Annotated in this window: 17 protein-coding genes; 9 read left to right on the forward strand and 8 right to left on the reverse strand. The window is 51.1% G+C overall.

Features of this window, described 5'->3' with window-relative positions; genetic code table 11:
* From rfbD to ACYZT2_RS11975, 7 genes are all read left to right on the forward strand, one after another.
* Positions 1-894: a dTDP-4-dehydrorhamnose reductase gene (gene rfbD, locus ACYZT2_RS11945; protein ID WP_461972306.1), complete on the forward strand. Its 894-nt coding sequence runs from the start codon at positions 1-3 to the stop codon at positions 892-894.
* Positions 895-1,343: 449 nt separating this feature from the next.
* Complete coding sequence (locus tag ACYZT2_RS11950; RefSeq protein ID WP_461972308.1) at positions 1,344-1,598, forward strand: hypothetical protein; 255 nt, start codon at positions 1,344-1,346, stop codon at positions 1,596-1,598.
* A 90-nt stretch (positions 1,599-1,688) separates the two neighbouring features.
* On the forward strand, positions 1,689-2,801 hold the full coding sequence (locus ACYZT2_RS11955; RefSeq protein WP_461972310.1) for a polysaccharide export protein: 1,113 nt from the start codon (positions 1,689-1,691) through the stop codon (positions 2,799-2,801).
* Positions 2,802-2,815: 14 nt separating this feature from the next.
* Positions 2,816-3,475 (forward strand): YjbF family lipoprotein, encoded by a 660-nt coding sequence (locus ACYZT2_RS11960; protein ID WP_461972312.1) that lies wholly within the window; start codon positions 2,816-2,818, stop codon positions 3,473-3,475.
* Positions 3,472-4,239 (forward strand): capsule biosynthesis GfcC family protein, encoded by a 768-nt coding sequence (locus tag ACYZT2_RS11965; RefSeq protein WP_461972314.1) that lies wholly within the window; start codon positions 3,472-3,474, stop codon positions 4,237-4,239. The genes ACYZT2_RS11960 and ACYZT2_RS11965 overlap by 4 nt, the downstream gene beginning before the upstream one ends.
* Positions 4,236-6,326 carry a YjbH domain-containing protein gene (locus ACYZT2_RS11970; protein WP_461972316.1) on the forward strand — a complete coding sequence of 697 codons (2,091 nt, stop codon included), beginning with the start codon at positions 4,236-4,238 and terminating at the stop codon, positions 6,324-6,326. The genes ACYZT2_RS11965 and ACYZT2_RS11970 overlap by 4 nt, the downstream gene beginning before the upstream one ends.
* Entirely contained in the window at positions 6,323-6,682 is a 360-nt protein-coding gene (locus ACYZT2_RS11975; protein ID WP_461972318.1) for a VanZ family protein, read from the forward strand. Before ACYZT2_RS11970 ends, ACYZT2_RS11975 begins: the two co-directional genes overlap by 4 nt.
* Before the next feature lie 279 nt (positions 6,683-6,961).
* Here the strand turns inward: ACYZT2_RS11975 and ACYZT2_RS11980 are convergent, their stop codons facing one another.
* The 3 genes from ACYZT2_RS11980 to ACYZT2_RS11990 are packed head-to-tail and all read right to left on the reverse strand — an operon-like array spanning position 6,962 to position 10,611.
* Positions 6,962-8,014, reverse strand: a complete 1,053-nt coding sequence (locus ACYZT2_RS11980; RefSeq protein ID WP_461972320.1) for a glycoside hydrolase family 99-like domain-containing protein — start codon at positions 8,012-8,014, stop codon at positions 6,962-6,964.
* Positions 8,015-8,030: 16 nt separating this feature from the next.
* Positions 8,031-9,203 (reverse strand): acyltransferase family protein, encoded by a 1,173-nt coding sequence (locus tag ACYZT2_RS11985; RefSeq protein ID WP_461972322.1) that lies wholly within the window; start codon positions 9,201-9,203, stop codon positions 8,031-8,033.
* Between the two features lie 13 nt (positions 9,204-9,216).
* The gene (locus ACYZT2_RS11990) at positions 9,217-10,611 is read right to left on the reverse strand and encodes a hypothetical protein (protein ID WP_461972324.1); all 1,395 of its coding nucleotides are present in this window, start codon (positions 10,609-10,611) and stop codon (positions 9,217-9,219) included.
* Between the two features lie 295 nt (positions 10,612-10,906).
* Here ACYZT2_RS11990 and ACYZT2_RS11995 point away from each other — a divergent pair, with 295 nt between their 5' ends.
* Complete coding sequence (locus tag ACYZT2_RS11995; RefSeq protein ID WP_461972326.1) at positions 10,907-12,004, forward strand: acyltransferase family protein; 1,098 nt, start codon at positions 10,907-10,909, stop codon at positions 12,002-12,004.
* Complete coding sequence (locus tag ACYZT2_RS12000) at positions 12,001-12,765, forward strand: SGNH/GDSL hydrolase family protein (protein WP_461972328.1); 765 nt, start codon at positions 12,001-12,003, stop codon at positions 12,763-12,765. Before ACYZT2_RS11995 ends, ACYZT2_RS12000 begins: the two co-directional genes overlap by 4 nt.
* 577 nt (positions 12,766-13,342) lie before the next feature.
* Here ACYZT2_RS12000 and ACYZT2_RS12005 read toward each other — a convergent pair.
* From ACYZT2_RS12005 to ACYZT2_RS12025, 5 genes are all read right to left on the reverse strand, one after another.
* Positions 13,343-14,737: an undecaprenyl-phosphate glucose phosphotransferase gene (locus tag ACYZT2_RS12005; protein ID WP_461972330.1), complete on the reverse strand. Its 1,395-nt coding sequence runs from the start codon at positions 14,735-14,737 to the stop codon at positions 13,343-13,345.
* Between the two features lie 490 nt (positions 14,738-15,227).
* Entirely contained in the window at positions 15,228-15,896 is a 669-nt protein-coding gene (locus tag ACYZT2_RS12010) for a winged helix-turn-helix domain-containing protein (RefSeq protein WP_461972332.1), read from the reverse strand.
* A gap of 37 nt (positions 15,897-15,933) precedes the next feature.
* Entirely contained in the window at positions 15,934-16,689 is a 756-nt protein-coding gene (locus tag ACYZT2_RS12015) for an EAL domain-containing protein (RefSeq protein ID WP_461973078.1), read from the reverse strand.
* Between the two features lie 12 nt (positions 16,690-16,701).
* Complete coding sequence (locus ACYZT2_RS12020) at positions 16,702-17,433, reverse strand: winged helix-turn-helix domain-containing protein (RefSeq protein ID WP_461972334.1); 732 nt, start codon at positions 17,431-17,433, stop codon at positions 16,702-16,704.
* A 584-nt stretch (positions 17,434-18,017) separates the two neighbouring features.
* Positions 18,018-18,431: a VOC family protein gene (locus ACYZT2_RS12025; RefSeq protein ID WP_461972336.1), complete on the reverse strand. Its 414-nt coding sequence runs from the start codon at positions 18,429-18,431 to the stop codon at positions 18,018-18,020.
* Between the last annotated feature and the right edge of the window lie 64 nt (positions 18,432-18,495).

Raw genomic sequence — 18,495 nt, forward strand, 5'->3', positions numbered from 1 at the left:
ATGCGAGTTCTAGTGACCGGCGCTCAAGGGCAGGTCGGATATGAGTTGCTGCAGAGGGCACCGCACGGGTTTAACGTCATAGGCTACAACTCAAGGGAGCTGGATATCAGTGACCGGGCACAGGTGCAGGAAGTCTTGGCCCGGGTAAAGCCGCAGTTGTTGATCAACGCGGCAGCTTATACCGCGGTAGACAAGGCTGAAAGCGACGTCGAGCGCGCTTATAAGGTGAATCGCGACGGTGTTACGCACTTGGCACTGGCGGCTGAGGAGTTGGGGATTCCTCTGCTGCATATATCTACTGACTATGTGTTCAGCGGCGACAATGACAGCGCTTATAAACCCGATGATGCGACTGCACCTTCTGGTGTGTATGGGTTGAGCAAACTGGCTGGCGAGCAACAACTACAACAACATTGTTCGCGTCATGTGATTTTGCGAACGAGTTGGGTTTTTGGCGCCCATGGTAATAGCTTCGTTAAAACCATGCTTCGCCTTGGGCGTGATCGGGATGAGCTGGCTGTGGTGGCAGATCAACGCGGTTGTCCAACCTCGGCCGGCAGCATTGCCGATGCACTGTGGACCCTCGCGGCGATTTTTCAGCGTGACGGCGCGCTCAAGTGGGGCCTGTACCATTACTGCGGCACTCCAGCCAGCACTTGGCACGACTTCGCCGATGAGATTTTCAGCCGGGCACTGGCGTTGGGCTTACTTGAAAAACGCCCACGCTTGAAGGCCATCACCACCGCTGAGTATCCAACTCCAGCCAAACGCCCGGCCTCGTCGGTGCTGGATTGCCAAACCCTTGAGCAGGCTCACGGATTGGTACCGCGAAGCTGGGCTGACGAACTGCAACGGGTGCTTAAACAACTGGAAAAAGTAGCCTCTGATACCTGACTTCTCTCAGCCACGATACTTTTGCCGCTGCTGGTCTTTGTTTATTAACGTCTATGCTTAATATTGAAATATTGTCTGCGGTCGTTTCGCTGGAACTTACAATTACAATAAAGCCCTCAAGACTCTACGGTCGGGAGAATCCTGACTAATAATAACAAAAAGCCTGTTCGGCGAATGATTCGCCCTAGAAATTCTGTATTGAAAACACCTCGTTATGCAGCCAAAGTCGCAAAAAACGTCGACAACCTCTCATCCACCGCAAATTCTTTGCCCTAGGTGTGGAGAAGGAGAGGTCTATGGCGCGCAACACTTATAAATGACATGCTCCAAAGGAGGCAATGCGCATGAATTGGCGGGTTGGATCGGTCAGTTTCATTCGTTCTGCTGTTCCATTCCTGGTCCCTTAGTATCAAATCTTATAGAGAGTTGATGTCGAGAAGGAGTCTGATATGAAGAAACTACTTACGGCCAGCTTGCTGGCTGTCATGAGCACCGCGGTGTGGGCGGCGGAAGAACCATTGACCGAACCACTGAGCTTGAACACCCCGTTGGTTGGGGGAGTGACGGTCGCCGAAACCGTGGTGGTGGGCGCGGCTATCGCTGGCGCTGCAGTGGCCGCTTCAAACTCCGGTGGCAGTTCCAATGGCGGTACTTCTGGAACGGGCGGCACCACCGGTACTGGTGGTACGACTGGTACCAACTAATACCCCGTGAAGTGTGTTGTTCAAGATCACTCAGAGCTTTCTGGGTGATCTTGTTTTTTTTGACTCGCCCTCGACTAGCGTAGTGCCATTATGATCCGTAGGTTTTCTGTTGTTATGCTGGCAAGTATCAGCTTGCACGGCTGTATGTTTTCGCCTGGTCAACACATGGACACCAGTCAAATGGTCAGTGACGGCTCTCCGGAGAGTAGCCGAGTGGAACTTATTCCGATCACCCCTAAATTGATTGCCATGGATGCCGCCAGGCAAGTTCGCGAATCGGTCCCCTCGGCATTGTTGTCCTATGTTCCGGGCGGTTATCGCGTGGGCGCCAATGACCTGTTGTTTATTACGGTCTGGGATCATCCCGAGTTGACGGCGCCTTCCGGGCCGCAACAGCAAATCGACGCCAACGGTCGTCTGGTTCGCCCGGACGGCACGCTGTTTTATCCCTATATCGGTAATATTCCGGCCGCCGGTAAAACCATCGAAGAGTTGCGAGCCTTTATCGCCGAGCGCTTGTCGCAATTTGTCGAAAGCCCACAGGTCGACGTCAGCGTATTGCGCTTCGCCAGCCAGACGGTGGTGATTTCCGGCGCGGTGGCAAGAGCCGGCCAACAGTCGATCACCACCACCCCGTTGAGTGTAGTGGAGGCCATTGGCGCGGCCGGAGTGGATCCGTCGAATGCAGACCTGTCGGGCCTGACGCTGACCCGCGACGGGCGCGAGTACAAGCTGGATCTGGACACCCTCAATCGTCAGGGCTCCCAACTGCAAAGCGTCTACCTCAAGGGCGGCGACCGACTTTACCTGCCCTACAACGACCTGAAGCGGATCTACGTCATGGGTGAGGTCAACCAACCCCGTGCGCTGAGCTTCAAGAGCAAATCGATGAACCTCACCGATGCTCTGGGCACTGTGGGGGGCTTGAATCAGACCACCTCCAATGGCAACGCGGTGTACGTGATTCGCGGCGCGGACAAGCTGGAAACCGAACCGGCCAAGGTCTACCAGCTCGATGCAGAATCCCCTTCGGCCCTGGTGCTGGCCACCCGTTTTGACTTGCAGCCGCAAGACATCGTCTATGTCGGCCCGGCCGGCGTGACGCGCTGGAACCGTTTGATCAGCCAGCTTCTGCCTACCGCCACGGTCCTGGGGACCGGTGCCAGCTCGGTTAACGATCTCAGCGAAGCCAACAGCAGATAAGGCTCTATCCCGCCGTGAAAATTTTGCCTACCTGCGCCGGTTTGACGATGGCGCTCTTGCTGTGCGGGTGTAACCCGTTGATGAGGGCCTCCTGGGACACCCTCGAATCCTCTGTCACAGGACCTGCCTCCATCAACTTGACCCGCGCTCAGGTTGACGCCGTGCCGTATCCGCAGATCCTGGTCACCACCACCTCCAGCGAGGGGGTGATGGCCATGGCTCGTCGGCGCGGTGACCTGCAGTTCTGGGTCGCTTCCGGCAAGCAAGTGCTGATGATGCGCGACGGTCTGGTGGTGCGCACCGTCGGGCTGGGCGTTTCTCTGGACGGGACTCGTTTCGATGATGAGTCGCCGTTCAAGCGCGGCCTTCAGCATTTACCCGATGGCTATACCAGCACGCGCTGGATCGACATCTATGACGGCAACCGTATCGGCATTGCGGTCAACAGCCGTTTCAGCACCCACGACATTGAGACCATCCGCATTCTGGACAAGGATTACGCCTTGCTGCGCATCGACGAGCAGGTGGATGCACCCACCCTGAATTTCCGCGCCACCAACCGCTACTGGGTCGATCCCCAGGACGGTTTCATCCTGCGCAGCGAGCAACATCTGACGCCGCAGTTGTTCCTGAAAATCGTGCAGTTGCGCCCTGATCGGGGGGCTGCCCGGTGAAGCGTTCAAACCTTTTATGGCTTGGTCTGCTATTGATGGGGCCGTGCGTGGGTCAGGCGGATGTCACGGTCAGCGGTGATGTTCGCAACCCCGGCCATATCAATGTCAAACCCGGTGCACGTTTGCTGGACGTGATTAGCAGCGCCCAGCCCAACGCCGAAAGCTATTGGCTGAGCGCGGCGTGGTTGCATCGCTCATTGGAGGATCAGCAAGCGCGTTTGAAGGCAGGCGTCCTGTTCGATCTGAAACTGCTGCAACGGGGTGCCTTGCTGGATGGCAAGAGCACGCGAGCAGCCTTGAGTGCGAGCCTGTACGAGCAGGTCGAGCGGCTGCCCGTCACCGGGCGCCAGGTTGCAGTGCTCGATCCGATCGCCGTGGAAGTGGGTTTCGCCCGCAACGCTTTGCTCGATGATGGCGACCGTCTTATTTATCCCGCGAGGCCGTCTACCGTGGAAATCCTCGGAGCCGTCGCGCAGCCGTGTCATGTGCCTTACCGCGCCCTGCTGGAAGTCCGTGACTATGCCCGGCAATGCCCCATCCTCGACGACGCCGAGCGCGATTTTCTGTGGCTGATCCAGCCCGACGGCAAGATTCGGCGCGTGGGCGTGGCGGCATGGAATCGTGAGGAGGGCATCGTGGCGGCCCCTGGCAGCAGGATCCTGGTGCCGATCCGCAACGATGACCTGGAGATACCGACGCCTGAGCTCAATCAACAACTGGCTGAGTTTGTCGCCACTCAACCCCTGGCTGAGGTGGCCCCTTGAAGTTGCGTTTTGCTGTTGTATTGCTCCTGCCCTGTGGATTGGTTCAGGGTGAACCACGCTACACCCAGAATGATTTTGGTGGCGTCGGTCTGTTACAGACCCCCACCGCGCGCATGGCTCCCGTGGGGGAGTTGAGCGCCACCGCCAGTCGTACCGATCCTTACACCCGCTATGGTTTTTCCTTGCAGCCGCTCGATTGGCTGGAGGGCTCGTTTCGTTACACCGCGATCACCAACCGTAAGTACGGCCCTGAAGACTTTAGCGGCGATCAGAGCTTCAAAGACAAGGCCATCGACATCAAGGCGCGGCTTTGGGAAGAAAGTCACTGGGCCCCGCAGGTCGCCGTCGGTGCCCGGGACATTGGCGGCACCGGGCTGTTTTCCAGCGAATATTTCGTCGCCAACAAACGTTATGGCGACCTGGATTTCAGCCTCGGCATTGCCTGGGGCTATCTGGGTAATCGGGGGGATTTCAGCAACCCGCTGGCGGTATTCGGCAGCAAGTTCAACGACCGGCCAGAAAGCACGGCGGCTATCGCCAGGGCAGGGGACGTGAACACCAACGCGTATTTCAGAGGCCACCCTTCGTTGTTTGGCGGGATTGCCTATCAAACTCCGTGGGCACCGCTAAGCCTGAAGATCGAGTACGAAGGCAACGATTACAAGAACGAGCCACTGGACAACTCGATCAAGCAAGACCTGCCGATCAACATCGGCGTGGTCTACAAGCTCGCGGACAGTGTCGATCTGAGTGCTGGCTGGGAGCGTGGCAATACGGCGATGTTCGGCATCACCCTGCACACCAACTTTGTCAGCCGCAAGGCGCCGGTCAAGACGTATGACCCTCCCGCCGAGCCGTTGCCGACACAGGAGCCGTCGACCCCGGCTGACCAGGTCAACTGGGCCGATGTCTCTAACCGGCTGCAGCAAAATGCCGGCTACAAGGTGAAACGCATCACCCAGCGCGGTTCGGAGTTGATGGTGTATGGCGAGCAGTCTCGTTATTTCTATTCGGCCAAAGCTGTCGGGCGAGCCAGCCGGATTCTCGATAACAGCGTCAATCAGGACATCGACTGGTTCACCCTGGTGAACCAGCGTTATGACATGTCCATCGAGGAAACCAGCGTGCCGCGGGAAACGTTCCGTGCGGTCGTGAACAACGACCAGCCGCTGAAGGATCTGCACCGTACCACCGAGGTCAATCCGGCGACAGCGCACCGGGAAACCACGCTCTACACCCAGGCGCTGGAACCGTTCAGTTACGGCTTCGGCCTGGGCTATAAACAGAACATCGGCGGCCCCGACGGACTGATCTATCAGTTCACCGCCGATGCCGATGCGGAGTACCGTTTCACCCGCAACACCTGGTGGAGCGGCTTGCTCAGTGCCAACCTGCTGAATAACTACGACAAGTTCACCTACGATGCGCCGAGCGGGCTGCCGCGAGTGCGCACTGATCTGCGCCAATACATGACCACCTCCGATGTGATGATGCCGACGTTCCAGTTCAACCATGCGGCGCAGCTGGATCGGGATTGGTACGGCATGGTCTACGGCGGCTATCTGGAATCCATGTTCGCCGGTGTCGGCAGCGAAGTGCTGTATCGACCCACGGGGAAACGCTGGTCGGTGGGCGCAGACCTGAACTTCGTGCGTCAGCGGGACTTTGATCAGGGCTTCGGCCTGCGTGATTACCAGACCGTGACGGGCCATGTCACCAGCTATACTGAACTGCCTAATGACATGCTTGCAGCGGTCAGTGTCGGGCGTTATCTGGCGCGGGACTGGGGCACCACCGTCGACTTGTCGCGGGTGTTCAAGAACGGCGTGAAGTTTGGCGCCTGGGTCACCCTGACCAGCGCGTCGAAGGAGGAGTATGGCGAGGGCAGCTTCGACAAAGGGATCTATGTTTCCATCCCGTTCGACGAGTTGATGAGTACCTCCACCCTGCGTCGGGCCAACATCGTCTGGGCGCCACTGACCCGCGATGGCGGTGCACGCCTGAGCCGTGCCTACTCGCTGCAGACCATGACCGACGGACGTGACAGCGACCTGTTCTACAACAACTTCGAGAAAATTACCGAATGATCACGTGGCTCAAGAGCTTGGTCGAGATGCCGTTCTGGATCCGGGGCCTGGTCTTTGCCACGGTGACCATGATTCTGCTGTTCGCCGGATTGCGCTCTCAGCCGATCCCGGAGCTGTTCGTCGATGAGGACAAGCTCCATCACTGGATCGGCTTTCTGGTATTTGCGTGCAGCTGCCGCCTGGCCTTTCCCAATGTGAAATTTCGCTGGATAGCCGTGGGGTGTTTGCTCACTGGCGTACTCATCGAGGCCGTGCAAGGTTTGATGCCACTGCGCACGGCTTCGCCCTACGACATGCTGGCAAATACTGTCGGCGTGTTGATGGGGTTATTGATTTCAAGGTACTGGGTGCGCTGAAAAGGCACGGAATACCAATCAGCCTGCCGGCATGTTGCAACTGCAGATCCTCTCTCTATCCCCCTCAGTAACACCTCTCTTGCCGATGGCACGAACACCCTCGACCCCGCTTGATGTAATCGGCGTCGAGGATCCCATCCGGCCGTTCAATTTCATACCCAGGGTTTATCTTGCCGTTAGCGGGTCCAGCGCTGGCGGCAGATGACCGAGCCAGAGTGGCTGGCCTGGCCTGTGAAAGACTGTATAAAATAACTGCGAACAAACAGCTTGATTTAAAGACTATTGGGTTTTGAGGACTTTATGTATTTGCTCAAGATAGTCGAATCCAAATTTTTTAGTGGGTTCAATATAAGAGCCTTCCCCGAACTCGTTCCAGCAGCAAACAATGATGGTATTTAGCGTTTTTTTGGGGTGGCCAAGAAGTGCTGCTTTTGCCCTGGATAAATGCTCTGAAAACTCCCCTGGGGTGCTGTAGGAGTTGTCGTGCGCTGGATCGCTACTTCCACCCCAAGGAGTTCTATCCCACCCCGAGCTTACTGGGATGACGTAAGGCAAAGGGCTTGTTCTCAACGTAAAGTTCCAGGATTGGGAATAGCCATCCATCAGCTCCGAATAGTTTTTGGATAGAGTGCGTATCCCTGGAGTTTTTGACGGTCCGTACTGATAGTTATAGGCGCTCACTGCATCATACGTTTGATTTGGCAAGTCAAGTGTGAGTGAGTCTTTTTTTGAGCCTGGCGTCCCAATGAAAAATATTCCGTTAAGTCCAGATTTTTTTGCTAGCTTACGCGCTCTCGCTAGTAGTTCCTTGGGCGATGAGCCAAATCTCGCTGAGTCTCTACTTAGCATGTCTGAAGAAAATAGATATACCACAGGCTTGCCGTCGATTTTTTTGTATTTTGGATTTTTGAAGTAGTTCAATATCCAGTAATTAACTATTTCGTCAAACTGTGGCATGCTTTCCGGAGTGTTCGTATGGTTCGCCCATAGTAGAGCAAACTCTACGTTGTAGTCCTTAGCGTTTTTTATGTATGAGTCTATAGCGTAGGTGCGGTTTTTTACACCTGTTCCTTGATCCCAATACCAGTCATAGGCAATGAAGTTTATCCCGTATTTTTCCATCCATTGCAGGTGCATTCTCGTTACCTCATCCGACCCCTCTGTGTACCATCCTAGAAGCGGCTCTCGTTCGGGATGCGCTTTGATTTTCGCCCAGCCATCTACATCTGGCCTTTTCCAGCCGGGATAATAGTAGACGCCGACGTCAATAGCATATGTGGTGGAAGTTATCAGGGATAGAAATAAAAGAGAAGCAACTAGTAGCTTTTTCAAAGTGGCACCGTGAGTCCTAGATGTTAGTGGGTTTGGCAGTGCTCAGTGATTGGGATATGGGCTTTGTCTTGTTTTTATTGGATGATATAAATGGCTTTTCGATGAATAGGTAAGTGACGACAGAAGTACCTGACACTACGATTAGTACGACAGGGAGAAGTGCGATAAATGTGAAAATCCCTGCTTGGGAGAAATCAAAAATATTGAATGTCGAGAATGCCCAGTAAAGTATAAGTCCATGAGTAAGATAGATGCTATAACTTACTTCTCCGAGCGATTTAAGTCCACGGTTTTTCAGTAAGCCAAATATATCGTTTCCAAGGCTAATGATAGCGAATGGAATCGCGAGAAACAGCATTTGGAGTGTTGAGTACTCTTCATGTTGAAAGAGTGCAACTGCAATTAATGTTGTGGCAATAAATGCAGCGCCTTTTCCTTGCAGCATGGGGACTGCGTGGGAAAGGTGATTTTTGATTAGGATCGGGATAAATCCGAGAAAAAATAGCTGGAAAAGACTAGGTTTAATGAGGTTGTTATGAAACCCTAACGTCACTAGTGCAAGGGTGAATAATGAAAGTAATAGGTAGGCTCTTGGGCCATTTTTTCGGAACAAGATAGCTATGAGTGGAAGTGTTAAATAGAAAATCCACTCGTAGCCTAAGGTCCAATGAGCTCCAGCAGTCATTCGGATGCTGTCCTGGAACCCATTAAATGATGCCCCGAAGAAGATTAGCCATTTTAGTGTTTCTTTTGCTAATACGCTGAGGTGAACCAGTTTGAATTCTGTGTTGATAAGAGTGGTAAGTATAAGTGCCGCGAGCACAAATAAATATAGCGGCATGATGCGGCGTACACGTGAGCCGAGTAGTTTGGCCCAGTTGGGGGGGGACTCATAAATTTTTCCTAGAAAAAGAAATCCGGTGATCATGAAAAATAGTGAAACCGGGACAGCACCTAGGTTGTTTAATAGGTCGCTATCAGGGCGCGACCAAACTCCAGTTGTTTTCCAATAGTATGTGGTAATAAAGTGGTGGCACACTACTGAAGTTGCAAGGATTCCTCGAAGCGCATCTAATGGTGAGGAGCGATCTAAAACTTGTTGAGTTAGCAATGTAGAGTAGCTGAATAGCTTGTTTAGTAATGCTATTGATAGTGTGTATAGCAGTAGTAACGCGGCGATAACTGTCATTTTGGAAAGCCTATTAAGAAGCTATAGCGTGGTTTGGTGACGACATCGTTTTGGGATAGTTGTCCTGGAGCAAGATAGGTCTCCGTGTGATAGAGCGATTTTCATTGGTTTCAAATTTAAATACATAATACAGGGTGCAAATCATGAACAGGGTATTCTGTAATGTGTCAATGAGGCCGGTGGATATTGTAAATGTAATATAGCCAACTACCATTCCCAAATACATGCGCCGAGCAGACTGTTGTCGGATGGTTCGAGCGACCTTGATATAAAGTAAAAAGAAGAATGAAGTGTAACTAATGAGGCCAAGAGAACCTTGGTCAATCATCAAGCGAAATACGATACTTTCAGTATTAAAAAGGTCCGGGTCGAGCCCTGAGGATACAATATTGCGAGTTGCATCAAGGCCGCCTCCGACAAGCGGAGAACTAAAGAAATGACGGGCAGAAGCAGCAAATTGTGCACCACGCATAGCTAAATCGGAGCCATTCATGTCTTCGCCGAAGTTGGAGTCAAATATGTTTGCAACGGACAGTACTTTTTCTCTAAATAGTTCGGAGGTGGAAAAAAGCGTAACAAAGATCAAGGAAAAGGTTAGCGTATATTTTAAGGATTTTGCTGCGCTTTGGCTAAGTGCAAATATTATAAGTGGAACCACGAATAAAATAAGTGGAGTTCTAGAGTTTGTGAATAGCGCTCCTCCAATAATTATCGTCGTGGCTAAGCCGATCTTTAGATAATCTTTGAGGTTGAGCTTCGGTTTTTTGAGCTTCACTGTATAGTATGTGAGCAGCATCATGACAATAAGTGCACCATAAGTGATAGGGTGCGAAATTGTGCCTTGTGCTCGAATTCCGCGTAATGTTTCCGCATAGGTTTGGGCAATGATGCGACCTGTATGAGTGGTTGAGTTAATGAATTCAATATAAGGGTTGTAGTTTATTAAGTAGCAGATGGTTCCGTATGCTGCCAAGGCGCAGTAGAATGTTATATATTTGCTCATAAGGCTATTGAGATTTTCGGGAGTTTGTCTGCCTAGGTATTCGCAGTAGATAGTCGCGGGCATGATCACTTCAATGACCAAGCTTGTTAACGTCAGCAATCCAGAGTTGCTAGAGCTTATATTTAATATGGCTGACGCTGCCGAGGAGATTAGGATTATATAGAACGCACGGCTGAAAGGTTTTTTGGGGGTGTGTGGTCTTTTTTTGAGTAACGTTTTTGTCAGGTACATACCTATCATTACAAGGCAAAGGTATTTGTAAAGACTGAAGGCAGGCAGTGAAGGTATATCAAGTAGGAGCAGAGCTTTGGGCGTCAGCACCGTCCAGACAGGGATCAGCAGTACGCTCCTGCGAAATGACAAAATCATTGCCAGTGTGCCGAGGGCGGCCAGGATAAAAATCATAGGTTGGGGCCTTAGGTCAAGTGCTTACCGTGTATTGGTCTCCAGGAAGGAGTAATACTTTGGCTCTAGGGGGGAGGAACTGTAAAAATATCTTATTTTCTAACATGTTTTTGTCCTTTTCTATATTGTTTTATGTGGACGAAAAATAACGAAATCATTCACGCGTTCCTTATGTTAAAAATTGTCGGATATCGGGTGGCGACAAGAAGAGTGCCCGAGTTCATCCTGCTCGTTTCGGCCAAGCTTTTCTTGGGGCTGCAGCATTTTGGCCATTAATAAATACTTGGAGGTAGATATGTTGGCAGCAAAAAAGCATGCCGGAGGCGCGACGGCGGGTAAGTTCGAATTGATCCAGGTATTGCGATTCATTGCTGCGTTGGCTGTAGTTGTCTGCCACTCTGCGTTTTACTCTAAGGAAAGGCTGGATTCAGGGACTATTAGTTATAACCTTGGTGCTAATGGCGTACCTCTATTTTTTGTTATTAGTGGCTTCGTGATGATGATAGCTGCTGAGAAAATGCACAATGTGGACGGTGCCTGGAGGCTTTTTGCCATACGCAGAATTGTCAGGATTGTTCCGCTTTACTGGTTTGCCACTTCAGTAAAACTATTCACCCTGCTGGCGGCTGCGGGTCTGGTATTGCATGCGCAAGTTGATTGGTTGTACATAGTGAAGTCCTATTTTTTTGTGCCAGCTACCAATGTGGATAACGAAACCAAACCACTGTTGGCGGTCGGTTGGACGTTGTTGTTTGAAATGTTCTTCTATGCTGTTTTTACACTGGCATTGTGGGTTCGGGTAGATGCGGTGAAATTTACAGCACCTATATTGGTTGCTCTCGCAGTTGCGTCAATTTTTAAATCGGATGAATGGAATGTAGCTTTGGCTTTTTATGCTGATCCAATAGTTCTTAATTTTTTGTGGGGGATGTTGACTGCTAGGCTAATGCAGCGAAGTGTGCTCGTTGAGCGAAATACTGCTATTGTCATTCTGCTACTTTCCCTTGGCTACTTGTTTTTTCCGCGCTTCCCTGAATATGGAAACACCATAACTTATGGCCTGGCTTCTTTTTTGGTGGTTTATTGCTGTGCTAGCCTTGAAAAGACGGTAAATTTTACAATGCCTCAGGGTTTGGTGTTTTTGGGGGCGGCGTCTTACTCCATTTATTTGTTTCATCCTCTAACCGCCCCTGTGGTACCTGAGGTGTTCAAGAGACTTGACATGATCTATTCTGTGCCGTCGGTGATTGGCAGTATCCTTGTCGCTCTTAGCGTTGGGGCTTTCATGTATCGTTTTGTTGAGTGTCCACTGACGGATAAACTCAATCGCTATGTTAAACAACATTTTAGTAGTTTGACTGATCTTAGAGCGCGGGCGAAAAGTTTTGAATGAAAGGTCTAATGAGGATATGGGTAGGGAGTGTTCTTGCTCTTGGTTGCTATTTTTTAGTTGCTGCGCCGCTGCCACAACTAGATGCCGTGATGCCATGTGATACTGAAAACGTCAAGGCTTACCGGATATTGTTTGTCGGTGACAGTATTACTTTGCATGGCTTCGACGAGACTACAAGGAATAATTTAGGATGGAGTCATACAAGTGGTATGGCCGCGTCCTCCAGGAAGTCTGATTATGTAAGTATTTTAAGTCGAGAAATTAGTGATGCCCGAGAACAACCGACGGTGGCTTGTTATCACACAGCAGGAGGAAGTGGCACAGTTGACCAGCGACTCCGAGCATTGGGCTCGGTAATTAATACGCGCCCAAACCTTGTGGTTATTCAGCTAGGTGAGCACGAAGACACTAGAAGCGGAATCGGTATTTTAGAAGAAAATTACAGAAAACTAATTATTGCTCTCCGACAGCTAGACAGTCGTCCGAGTATCATTGCCGTGGGCCCATGGTCCTTGTCTCTCCAGAATGGCCTTGTGCGTTACAGTGGTTGGTCGGGGGAGGTCGATAGAGTTATGGCGTCGGTCTCCTCTGAAGAGCATGTGCCTTACTCTTCAGTAGCCGATATTGCGGCTCTTCCACTAGCCCATGGTGCTGGTTCATCTGATGGGGTGCGCTGGCATCCGAATGATTACGGGCATAGCTTATATGCTAAACGTTTATTTTTTTTGTATCAGCAGGCAGCTTCCTCAGCGCGTGATTAAATTGGCGTTTTGGGAATGTTGGTAGTCGCTTCATTGTCAATCTAGTTTGTGTGACGAGGTGATATGCTTCTCGCGAGAAGTTGAAGCATGTGCGTCACGTAGCCACGTTTGTCGTATTCATGAAGCTCTCTGCCATGCTGTTTACCGGTGCCTTCACCGGTTGTAAACCGATCTGCCGAGTAAATAGGCATGTCTGTTCCGCGGTGTACGCCGAGCCATTATCGCCATTGCCCAGGCTTTCTCGGCAGTTGATCACCGAAGCGCTTCTCCACGCTTTCCACCATCAAGTCGCGGATATCATCGCCACTGCACCCGGCCGGGCTTGCAACCCGGCCGATGGCTTCGCGATCACAGTAATCCAGGGTGAGGGCACGCCAAGTTTGGCGCCTCGCAACGAATCTCAAAGCCGTCCGAGCATCAACGCGTATTGCTGGTTTCCGCGGCAATACGATCACGATCCTCGTGCCGCATTCGTTGCAGTTCACGGATCTGCATTGCTCAACTGCGGAGGCAGGCACCACCTCCGAGCTCCAGCGACACCGCCGTTCCTACCCAAAAGGGATGAGCGTCGCAGCGGTTAATAGATGTCTTTGGAAAAGAGCGTGAAGGGGGTCTTGATCAGGATCTTGATGTCGAGCCACAACGACCAGTTGTTGATGTAGTTGAGGTCGATCTCCACACGCTTTTGCATCTTGTCGAGGGTCTCGGTTTCGCCACGGCAGCCGCTGATCTGGGCTAGCCCGGTGATGCCCGGTTTGATTCGATGGCGGGCCATGTAAGCCTGAATCTTTCCGGTGTAGTAGTCGTTATGGGCGATCGCGTGTGGCCGCGGCCCGACCAGCGCCATATGGCCTTGCAGCACATTGAAGAACTGCGGCAGTTCATCGATGGAGGTGCGTCGTATGAAGCGGCCGACCGGAGTAATGCGCGGGTCTTCACGGCCGGCCTGGCGTACCTGATGGTCGTCGTGCAAACGCATGGAGCGGAATTTCCAGACCTTGATGATCTTGCCGTTCCAGCCGTGCCGCTCCTGTTTGAAGATAATCGGGCCCGGGGAGGAGATCTTCACCGCGACGGCGATTACCAGCAGCAGCGGACTGAAGCCGATCAGTGCCAGGGCGGCGAGGCTTCTGTCGAGCATTGTTTTGCTCAGCGCCGCCGTCGGGTAACTGGTCAGCGGGCTTTCATTGAGGTGGATGGCGGGCAGGCCATCGAGTTCGCTGACGGAGTGATTGAGCAACGTCATGCTGCCCAGGTCGGGAACCCAGACCACATCGACATTCGAGTCGAGAAGATCGATGTACAGCGCTTCGACCTGTTTGGCCTCGCTCAGGGGCAGTGCGATGTATAAGCGCCGGATATCGTGCACCCGGATCAGCTCGCGCAGTTCCTGCAACTGACCCACGATCTTGTGGGCATTGACGTTGGTAGACAACTCGTTGGGTTTTGAGCTGATCAGGCCGACCAGCGGCGGATATTCCGTTTTGGCCAGTTTGTCCGCCAGATTCACCGCCAGTTGGTCAGTGCCGATAATCAGCGTGTTGTTCTGGCTGTGCAATTGGCGATGGTAGTGCCTGGAAAAGCCGTGCAAAGGCAGGTACAGCAAGGCCTGCACGCAGTAACCGGCCACGGCCCAGACCAGAATGATTTCCCGAGAGAACAATTCGCTGGTCTTGCTGATAAAACCAATGCTGGTCAACCCGGCCAACGTCAGGAGCCATCCCAGCAGGAGGCGTGCCAGGCCAGTGAGATAGCCATGCTGCTTGTGATAGACCAACAGCAGGGAGTAGGAGGGGACCGAACCGAGGAGAGTAAGCACGGCAAGCACACGATAATGAGCGTCAATTTCTCCTGTCTGGTACAACGCCAGAGCAAATAACAACGCATTGACCGAAGTGATGGCAATTATCCATTGCCCCCAGAACGTCAGTCCTTTGGTTATGCTGTTTCGATTAATACGATTATGTACCATCGCGGTATTCCTCGGGCCTGCGCCACGTTGTGTATCAGTCGACGGTTAATAAATGGCAGCCACGCACAAAGGCTGAGCGAACGCGGTTCAGTCAGAAGTTATTGTTATTGTTAGAAGGGAATAACGCGGGCTTATGGCTGGCCATCCTGGCTTTGTTTTCAAGTCAGCTGATACGGTTGTCTCAGTGTCCAGTTTTTATACTAGTACCTAAATCTTTGTGGGTGTCTGACGAATTATAACGGCCACTCTTTCAGGGGCTTTGTTATAAAAGGTCGTGCTGTTTTGTTAGGAGGATATCGCTCAATCGTCTATATAATTGCAGCGTTCGATAAACGTTTGCGAGTGTGCGGGAGATAAAACGGAGCCGGAGCCATCGGAGGGTTTATGGCGCAAGTCAGGATGTGCAGTGCCAGTAGGCAAACCACCCGGATGGGTACATCAGGTGGGGCGGGGAATCGCGTTTATTGTTATTATTTTTGCGATCTCTCGCTCAGTAAGCGACTCTTATCCTTTGTGCCAAACAATAACCACGGTTTCTGACCGAGCGAACCAGTCGTTCGCCATTAGCGGCGGTTTTGAACTTTTTCTGCAGCCGGCTCAAGCACATTTCAAGTCCGCTGTATTGGTCCGGGTCTTTATCGATGCGTAGAATAAGGTCGTTTTTGCTGAGTACTCGTCGATCGCTGAGGACCAATTGGGTGAGCATTAACGATTCGGTACCGGTCAATGGAATAGTGATGTCTTCTTTGACCAGCGTTCGATCGTCAGCATTAAACCACCAGATATCAGGATTGCCCTGGGACTCTTTAACCCGACTGACTGCCGAGATGAACTCTTCGTCAGCCACCGGCTTCTTGAGAAAGCCATCAACACCGAAGTGCGAGAAGTGATGGAGTTCTGAAGCTTCAGAGTTGGGCGTTATGAGGATGATTTCCGCATCTTTTTGATTTTTACGGATGAAACTGACATCGCTTAGCGATATGTCCGCCTGGTCGAGCAGGATGTGCGTGAATCGACTCTTGCGGATGCGTTCGCTGCTGAGTTTACCTGACTCTATTTCAAAAGATAAATACAGGCGTTGCGCGAGAAGCGATTCGATTGCTTGCCGTGCCAGTTGGTCCCGGGTGAAAATCAGAAAGCTGTTGTTCGGCGTATTCACAATAAGGTTCCTTCCTAGTCTGGTGAAGTTTTTAAACTTAAATGAGCTCGGTTGGCGAGTAGTACCTCCCCTGAAAGAAGTCGAATGGCATGCTGCGAGCCAGTGTGTGTAGTGCTTTGTGCTCCACCCTGTCCGCGACGAATTTGATCTTGCTGTCATGGATCATGCCGCTCAAGCAGTCATAAGAGCGGTTGAAAAAGTCCTGGCTGTTTTCGACCATGATGTCGAAGTTGGATTTGGTCAGGTCCACTTTTATGTAATCGAACAGCGTCGGGCTGATCAGTTTTTCGGAGCTGTCGTCGCTTAAATCATAGCCATCGAAAGCGACTTCGATCCCATTGTCCTTTAAAAGGTGAATGTGATTGATAATAGTTCTTTTTTCTTTCAGGTTAAACGACAGGAACGAACTGCTGTTGATGCTGGGGATCAATTGTTGCTCATGCTTCTTGAGTACTGCTTGGGCATCGTTCATCTCTTTGATAAGCGCTTTATCCAATAAAGCAGATTGATTCATGGTCACGAACAGTTTGTTCGGCGCCTGTGCGGAAAGGGAGGGTATGGCCTCACTTTGTGAGAGGGCATTCAACTGGATTCGCGTCAGGACTTCACGATAAGTCGTCAGTGGGTGATCGGGATGCAATTGCTGATAGCCCTTATTCAAGGGCGTTTCCTGTCTGGTTGCTTTTGCATAGATTTCGCTGCCAAACAGTTCATCGTTTCGTTTAAGAATCGACTGTCTGAAAAACACCAATGCGAAGTTTTCTTGCACGATAGGTTGCCTGCCGGGCTCCATCATTTAGTCCCTTTAAGAGTGGAAGTTTACCTGGTTGACAGATATGACCCCTCGAAGCAGTCGATAGCCATAACCACGGACACTGTGAATAATGTTGATGCCAAAGTGTTTTTTGATTTTATTTCGAAGCCGACTTATGGACTTCTCCAGGACGCGTGAGTCATAAAGTTTTATATTCAATCCCATCGAGCCGGCCATGCAATCATGGTGCAAAATATTGCCTTCTGCGTTAATGAGCGCATCCAGGGCTTTCATTTCCTGATAGGCTAAATCCAGTTTAAAGTCGTCGTTGTATAAGTGCAGGCATGTTTGGTCCAGGGTTAACTTGACGCTGGATTGCCACTCAGGGGTTTCGAGCAACTCTGATAGTAACCTGGCTTTTTCATCCCCATCGTTAGGTACATTGATGCAATGATCGGCTCCAGCCCGGTAACATTCAATTTTGGTCTGCGGAGAGCGATAGTTGATGGCTACGATAATGGCCAGTTTTGTCTGGGTTGTGCGTAATTGTTTAATTAGCGCCAGGCAGTCATTGAGAAGGGAGGGGGTTTCAATATCGATCAATACGGTGTCGAGTGTTTGAGTTTCGATATTAAGGCTGAGCGGACTGGGATGATCCAATGTATAAACATGCCTGAGATTAGATGCAAGTAGCTGCCGAAATCTGTCTGTCGAACGCCAAGTGCGCCCAATAGCAAGAATATCCTTCTGGCTATTTTTGATTTTGCTCTCAGTAGTCATCATGTAAATTACTCATGTGTGCTGGCGTTGCAATCTTAATACACAAAATACTGACGTTATCTGACGTTTTATAACATTTCCCGCCCCTGTACACGCGTCACTCCATCGTCAGTAGTTTTAGCTGGTTCAATGACATAGGCAAATGCCGAGGTGTTTTTGTGATATCGGGCTTAGTTGGTGCGCCCCTTCAGTCGGACTAGGCTCTTTAGGTTGACTTTTCTATGAACAATACAGATGCGATGGCTCATTGCCTATCTGCTGCAGAACGAAGCACAACTGGGAAGTCTTGCGTATGAACTGTGCGGAGGTCCGCATTTTTGAAAATTGGAGTTGATTTATAAGGATATTTCACGGTGTTCTATGGCGATGCAGGTGCATGTGGGGGAGGCGATCAGTACAAGCCTCTTTTGAGGGCGAACGAGACGAAGGACTATCTTAATTGAGTCATTTTGCATTGTATTCGTAAAATTTTATGTCAAGAGCTGAATTTGTGAACGTGTAGTTATTCTGTTTGGTTATTGAATAAAAAACACTAAAGTTGATATTAAAGCGCCAGTAATTTTATGGACTAACCGGGGGGTGGACGGTTACTGATCCTTTTCGCAATTAACCATCCATGCCACGCCAAACCGATCGACCAGCATTCCGAAACGAGCCGCCCAGAACGTCGCCTCCAGTGGCATTTGAATACTGCCGCCTTCCGACAACGCAGCAAATACCCGCTCGGCCTCTGCCACACTGTCGACATTCAACGAAACCGAACAGCCACTCATGCCCGTGGTGGGGCGATCCGGAGTGGTATCGGACCCCATGATTGCCTGATCCCCGACCAGCAGGCGCGTATGAATGATCAGGTTATGGCAGTTCACGGGGACATGGTCACGAGCCGGCGTTTCGCTGAAGGTCATCATGACTTCTATCTGGCCTGGCAGGCTTTTGGCGTAGAACGTAAAAGCGGCCTCGCAGTCGCCGTTAAAGATCAGGTAGGGATTGATTTTCATGTTTTGCTCCTGTTAATGAAGAAGGGCACATCGATGGACATCAGGCTCGTTTCTGAACCCCGAT

This window comes from Pseudomonas sp. MDT1-85, from assembly GCF_054898065.1.

What these genes read in the sequence shown, in the direction of transcription:
- rfbD (WP_461972306.1), top strand. Translation starts at nt 1, where the DNA reads ATGCGAGTTCTAGTGACCGGCGCTCAAGGGCAGGTCGGATATGAGTTG.
- ACYZT2_RS11950 (WP_461972308.1), top strand. Translation starts at nt 1,344, where the DNA reads ATGAAGAAACTACTTACGGCCAGCTTGCTGGCTGTCATGAGCACCGCG.
- ACYZT2_RS11955 (WP_461972310.1), top strand. Translation starts at nt 1,689, where the DNA reads ATGATCCGTAGGTTTTCTGTTGTTATGCTGGCAAGTATCAGCTTGCAC.
- ACYZT2_RS11975 (WP_461972318.1), top strand. Translation starts at nt 6,323, where the DNA reads ATGATCACGTGGCTCAAGAGCTTGGTCGAGATGCCGTTCTGGATCCGG.
- ACYZT2_RS11985 (WP_461972322.1), bottom strand. Translation starts at nt 9,203, where the DNA reads ATGACAGTTATCGCCGCGTTACTACTGCTATACACACTATCAATAGCA.
- ACYZT2_RS11990 (WP_461972324.1), bottom strand. Translation starts at nt 10,611, where the DNA reads ATGATTTTTATCCTGGCCGCCCTCGGCACACTGGCAATGATTTTGTCA.
- ACYZT2_RS11995 (WP_461972326.1), top strand. Translation starts at nt 10,907, where the DNA reads ATGTTGGCAGCAAAAAAGCATGCCGGAGGCGCGACGGCGGGTAAGTTC.
- ACYZT2_RS12000 (WP_461972328.1), top strand. Translation starts at nt 12,001, where the DNA reads ATGAAAGGTCTAATGAGGATATGGGTAGGGAGTGTTCTTGCTCTTGGT.
- ACYZT2_RS12005 (WP_461972330.1), bottom strand. Translation starts at nt 14,737, where the DNA reads ATGGTACATAATCGTATTAATCGAAACAGCATAACCAAAGGACTGACG.
- ACYZT2_RS12015 (WP_461973078.1), bottom strand. Translation starts at nt 16,689, where the DNA reads ATGGAGCCCGGCAGGCAACCTATCGTGCAAGAAAACTTCGCATTGGTG.
- ACYZT2_RS12020 (WP_461972334.1), bottom strand. Translation starts at nt 17,433, where the DNA reads ATGATGACTACTGAGAGCAAAATCAAAAATAGCCAGAAGGATATTCTT.
- ACYZT2_RS12025 (WP_461972336.1), bottom strand. Translation starts at nt 18,431, where the DNA reads ATGAAAATCAATCCCTACCTGATCTTTAACGGCGACTGCGAGGCCGCT.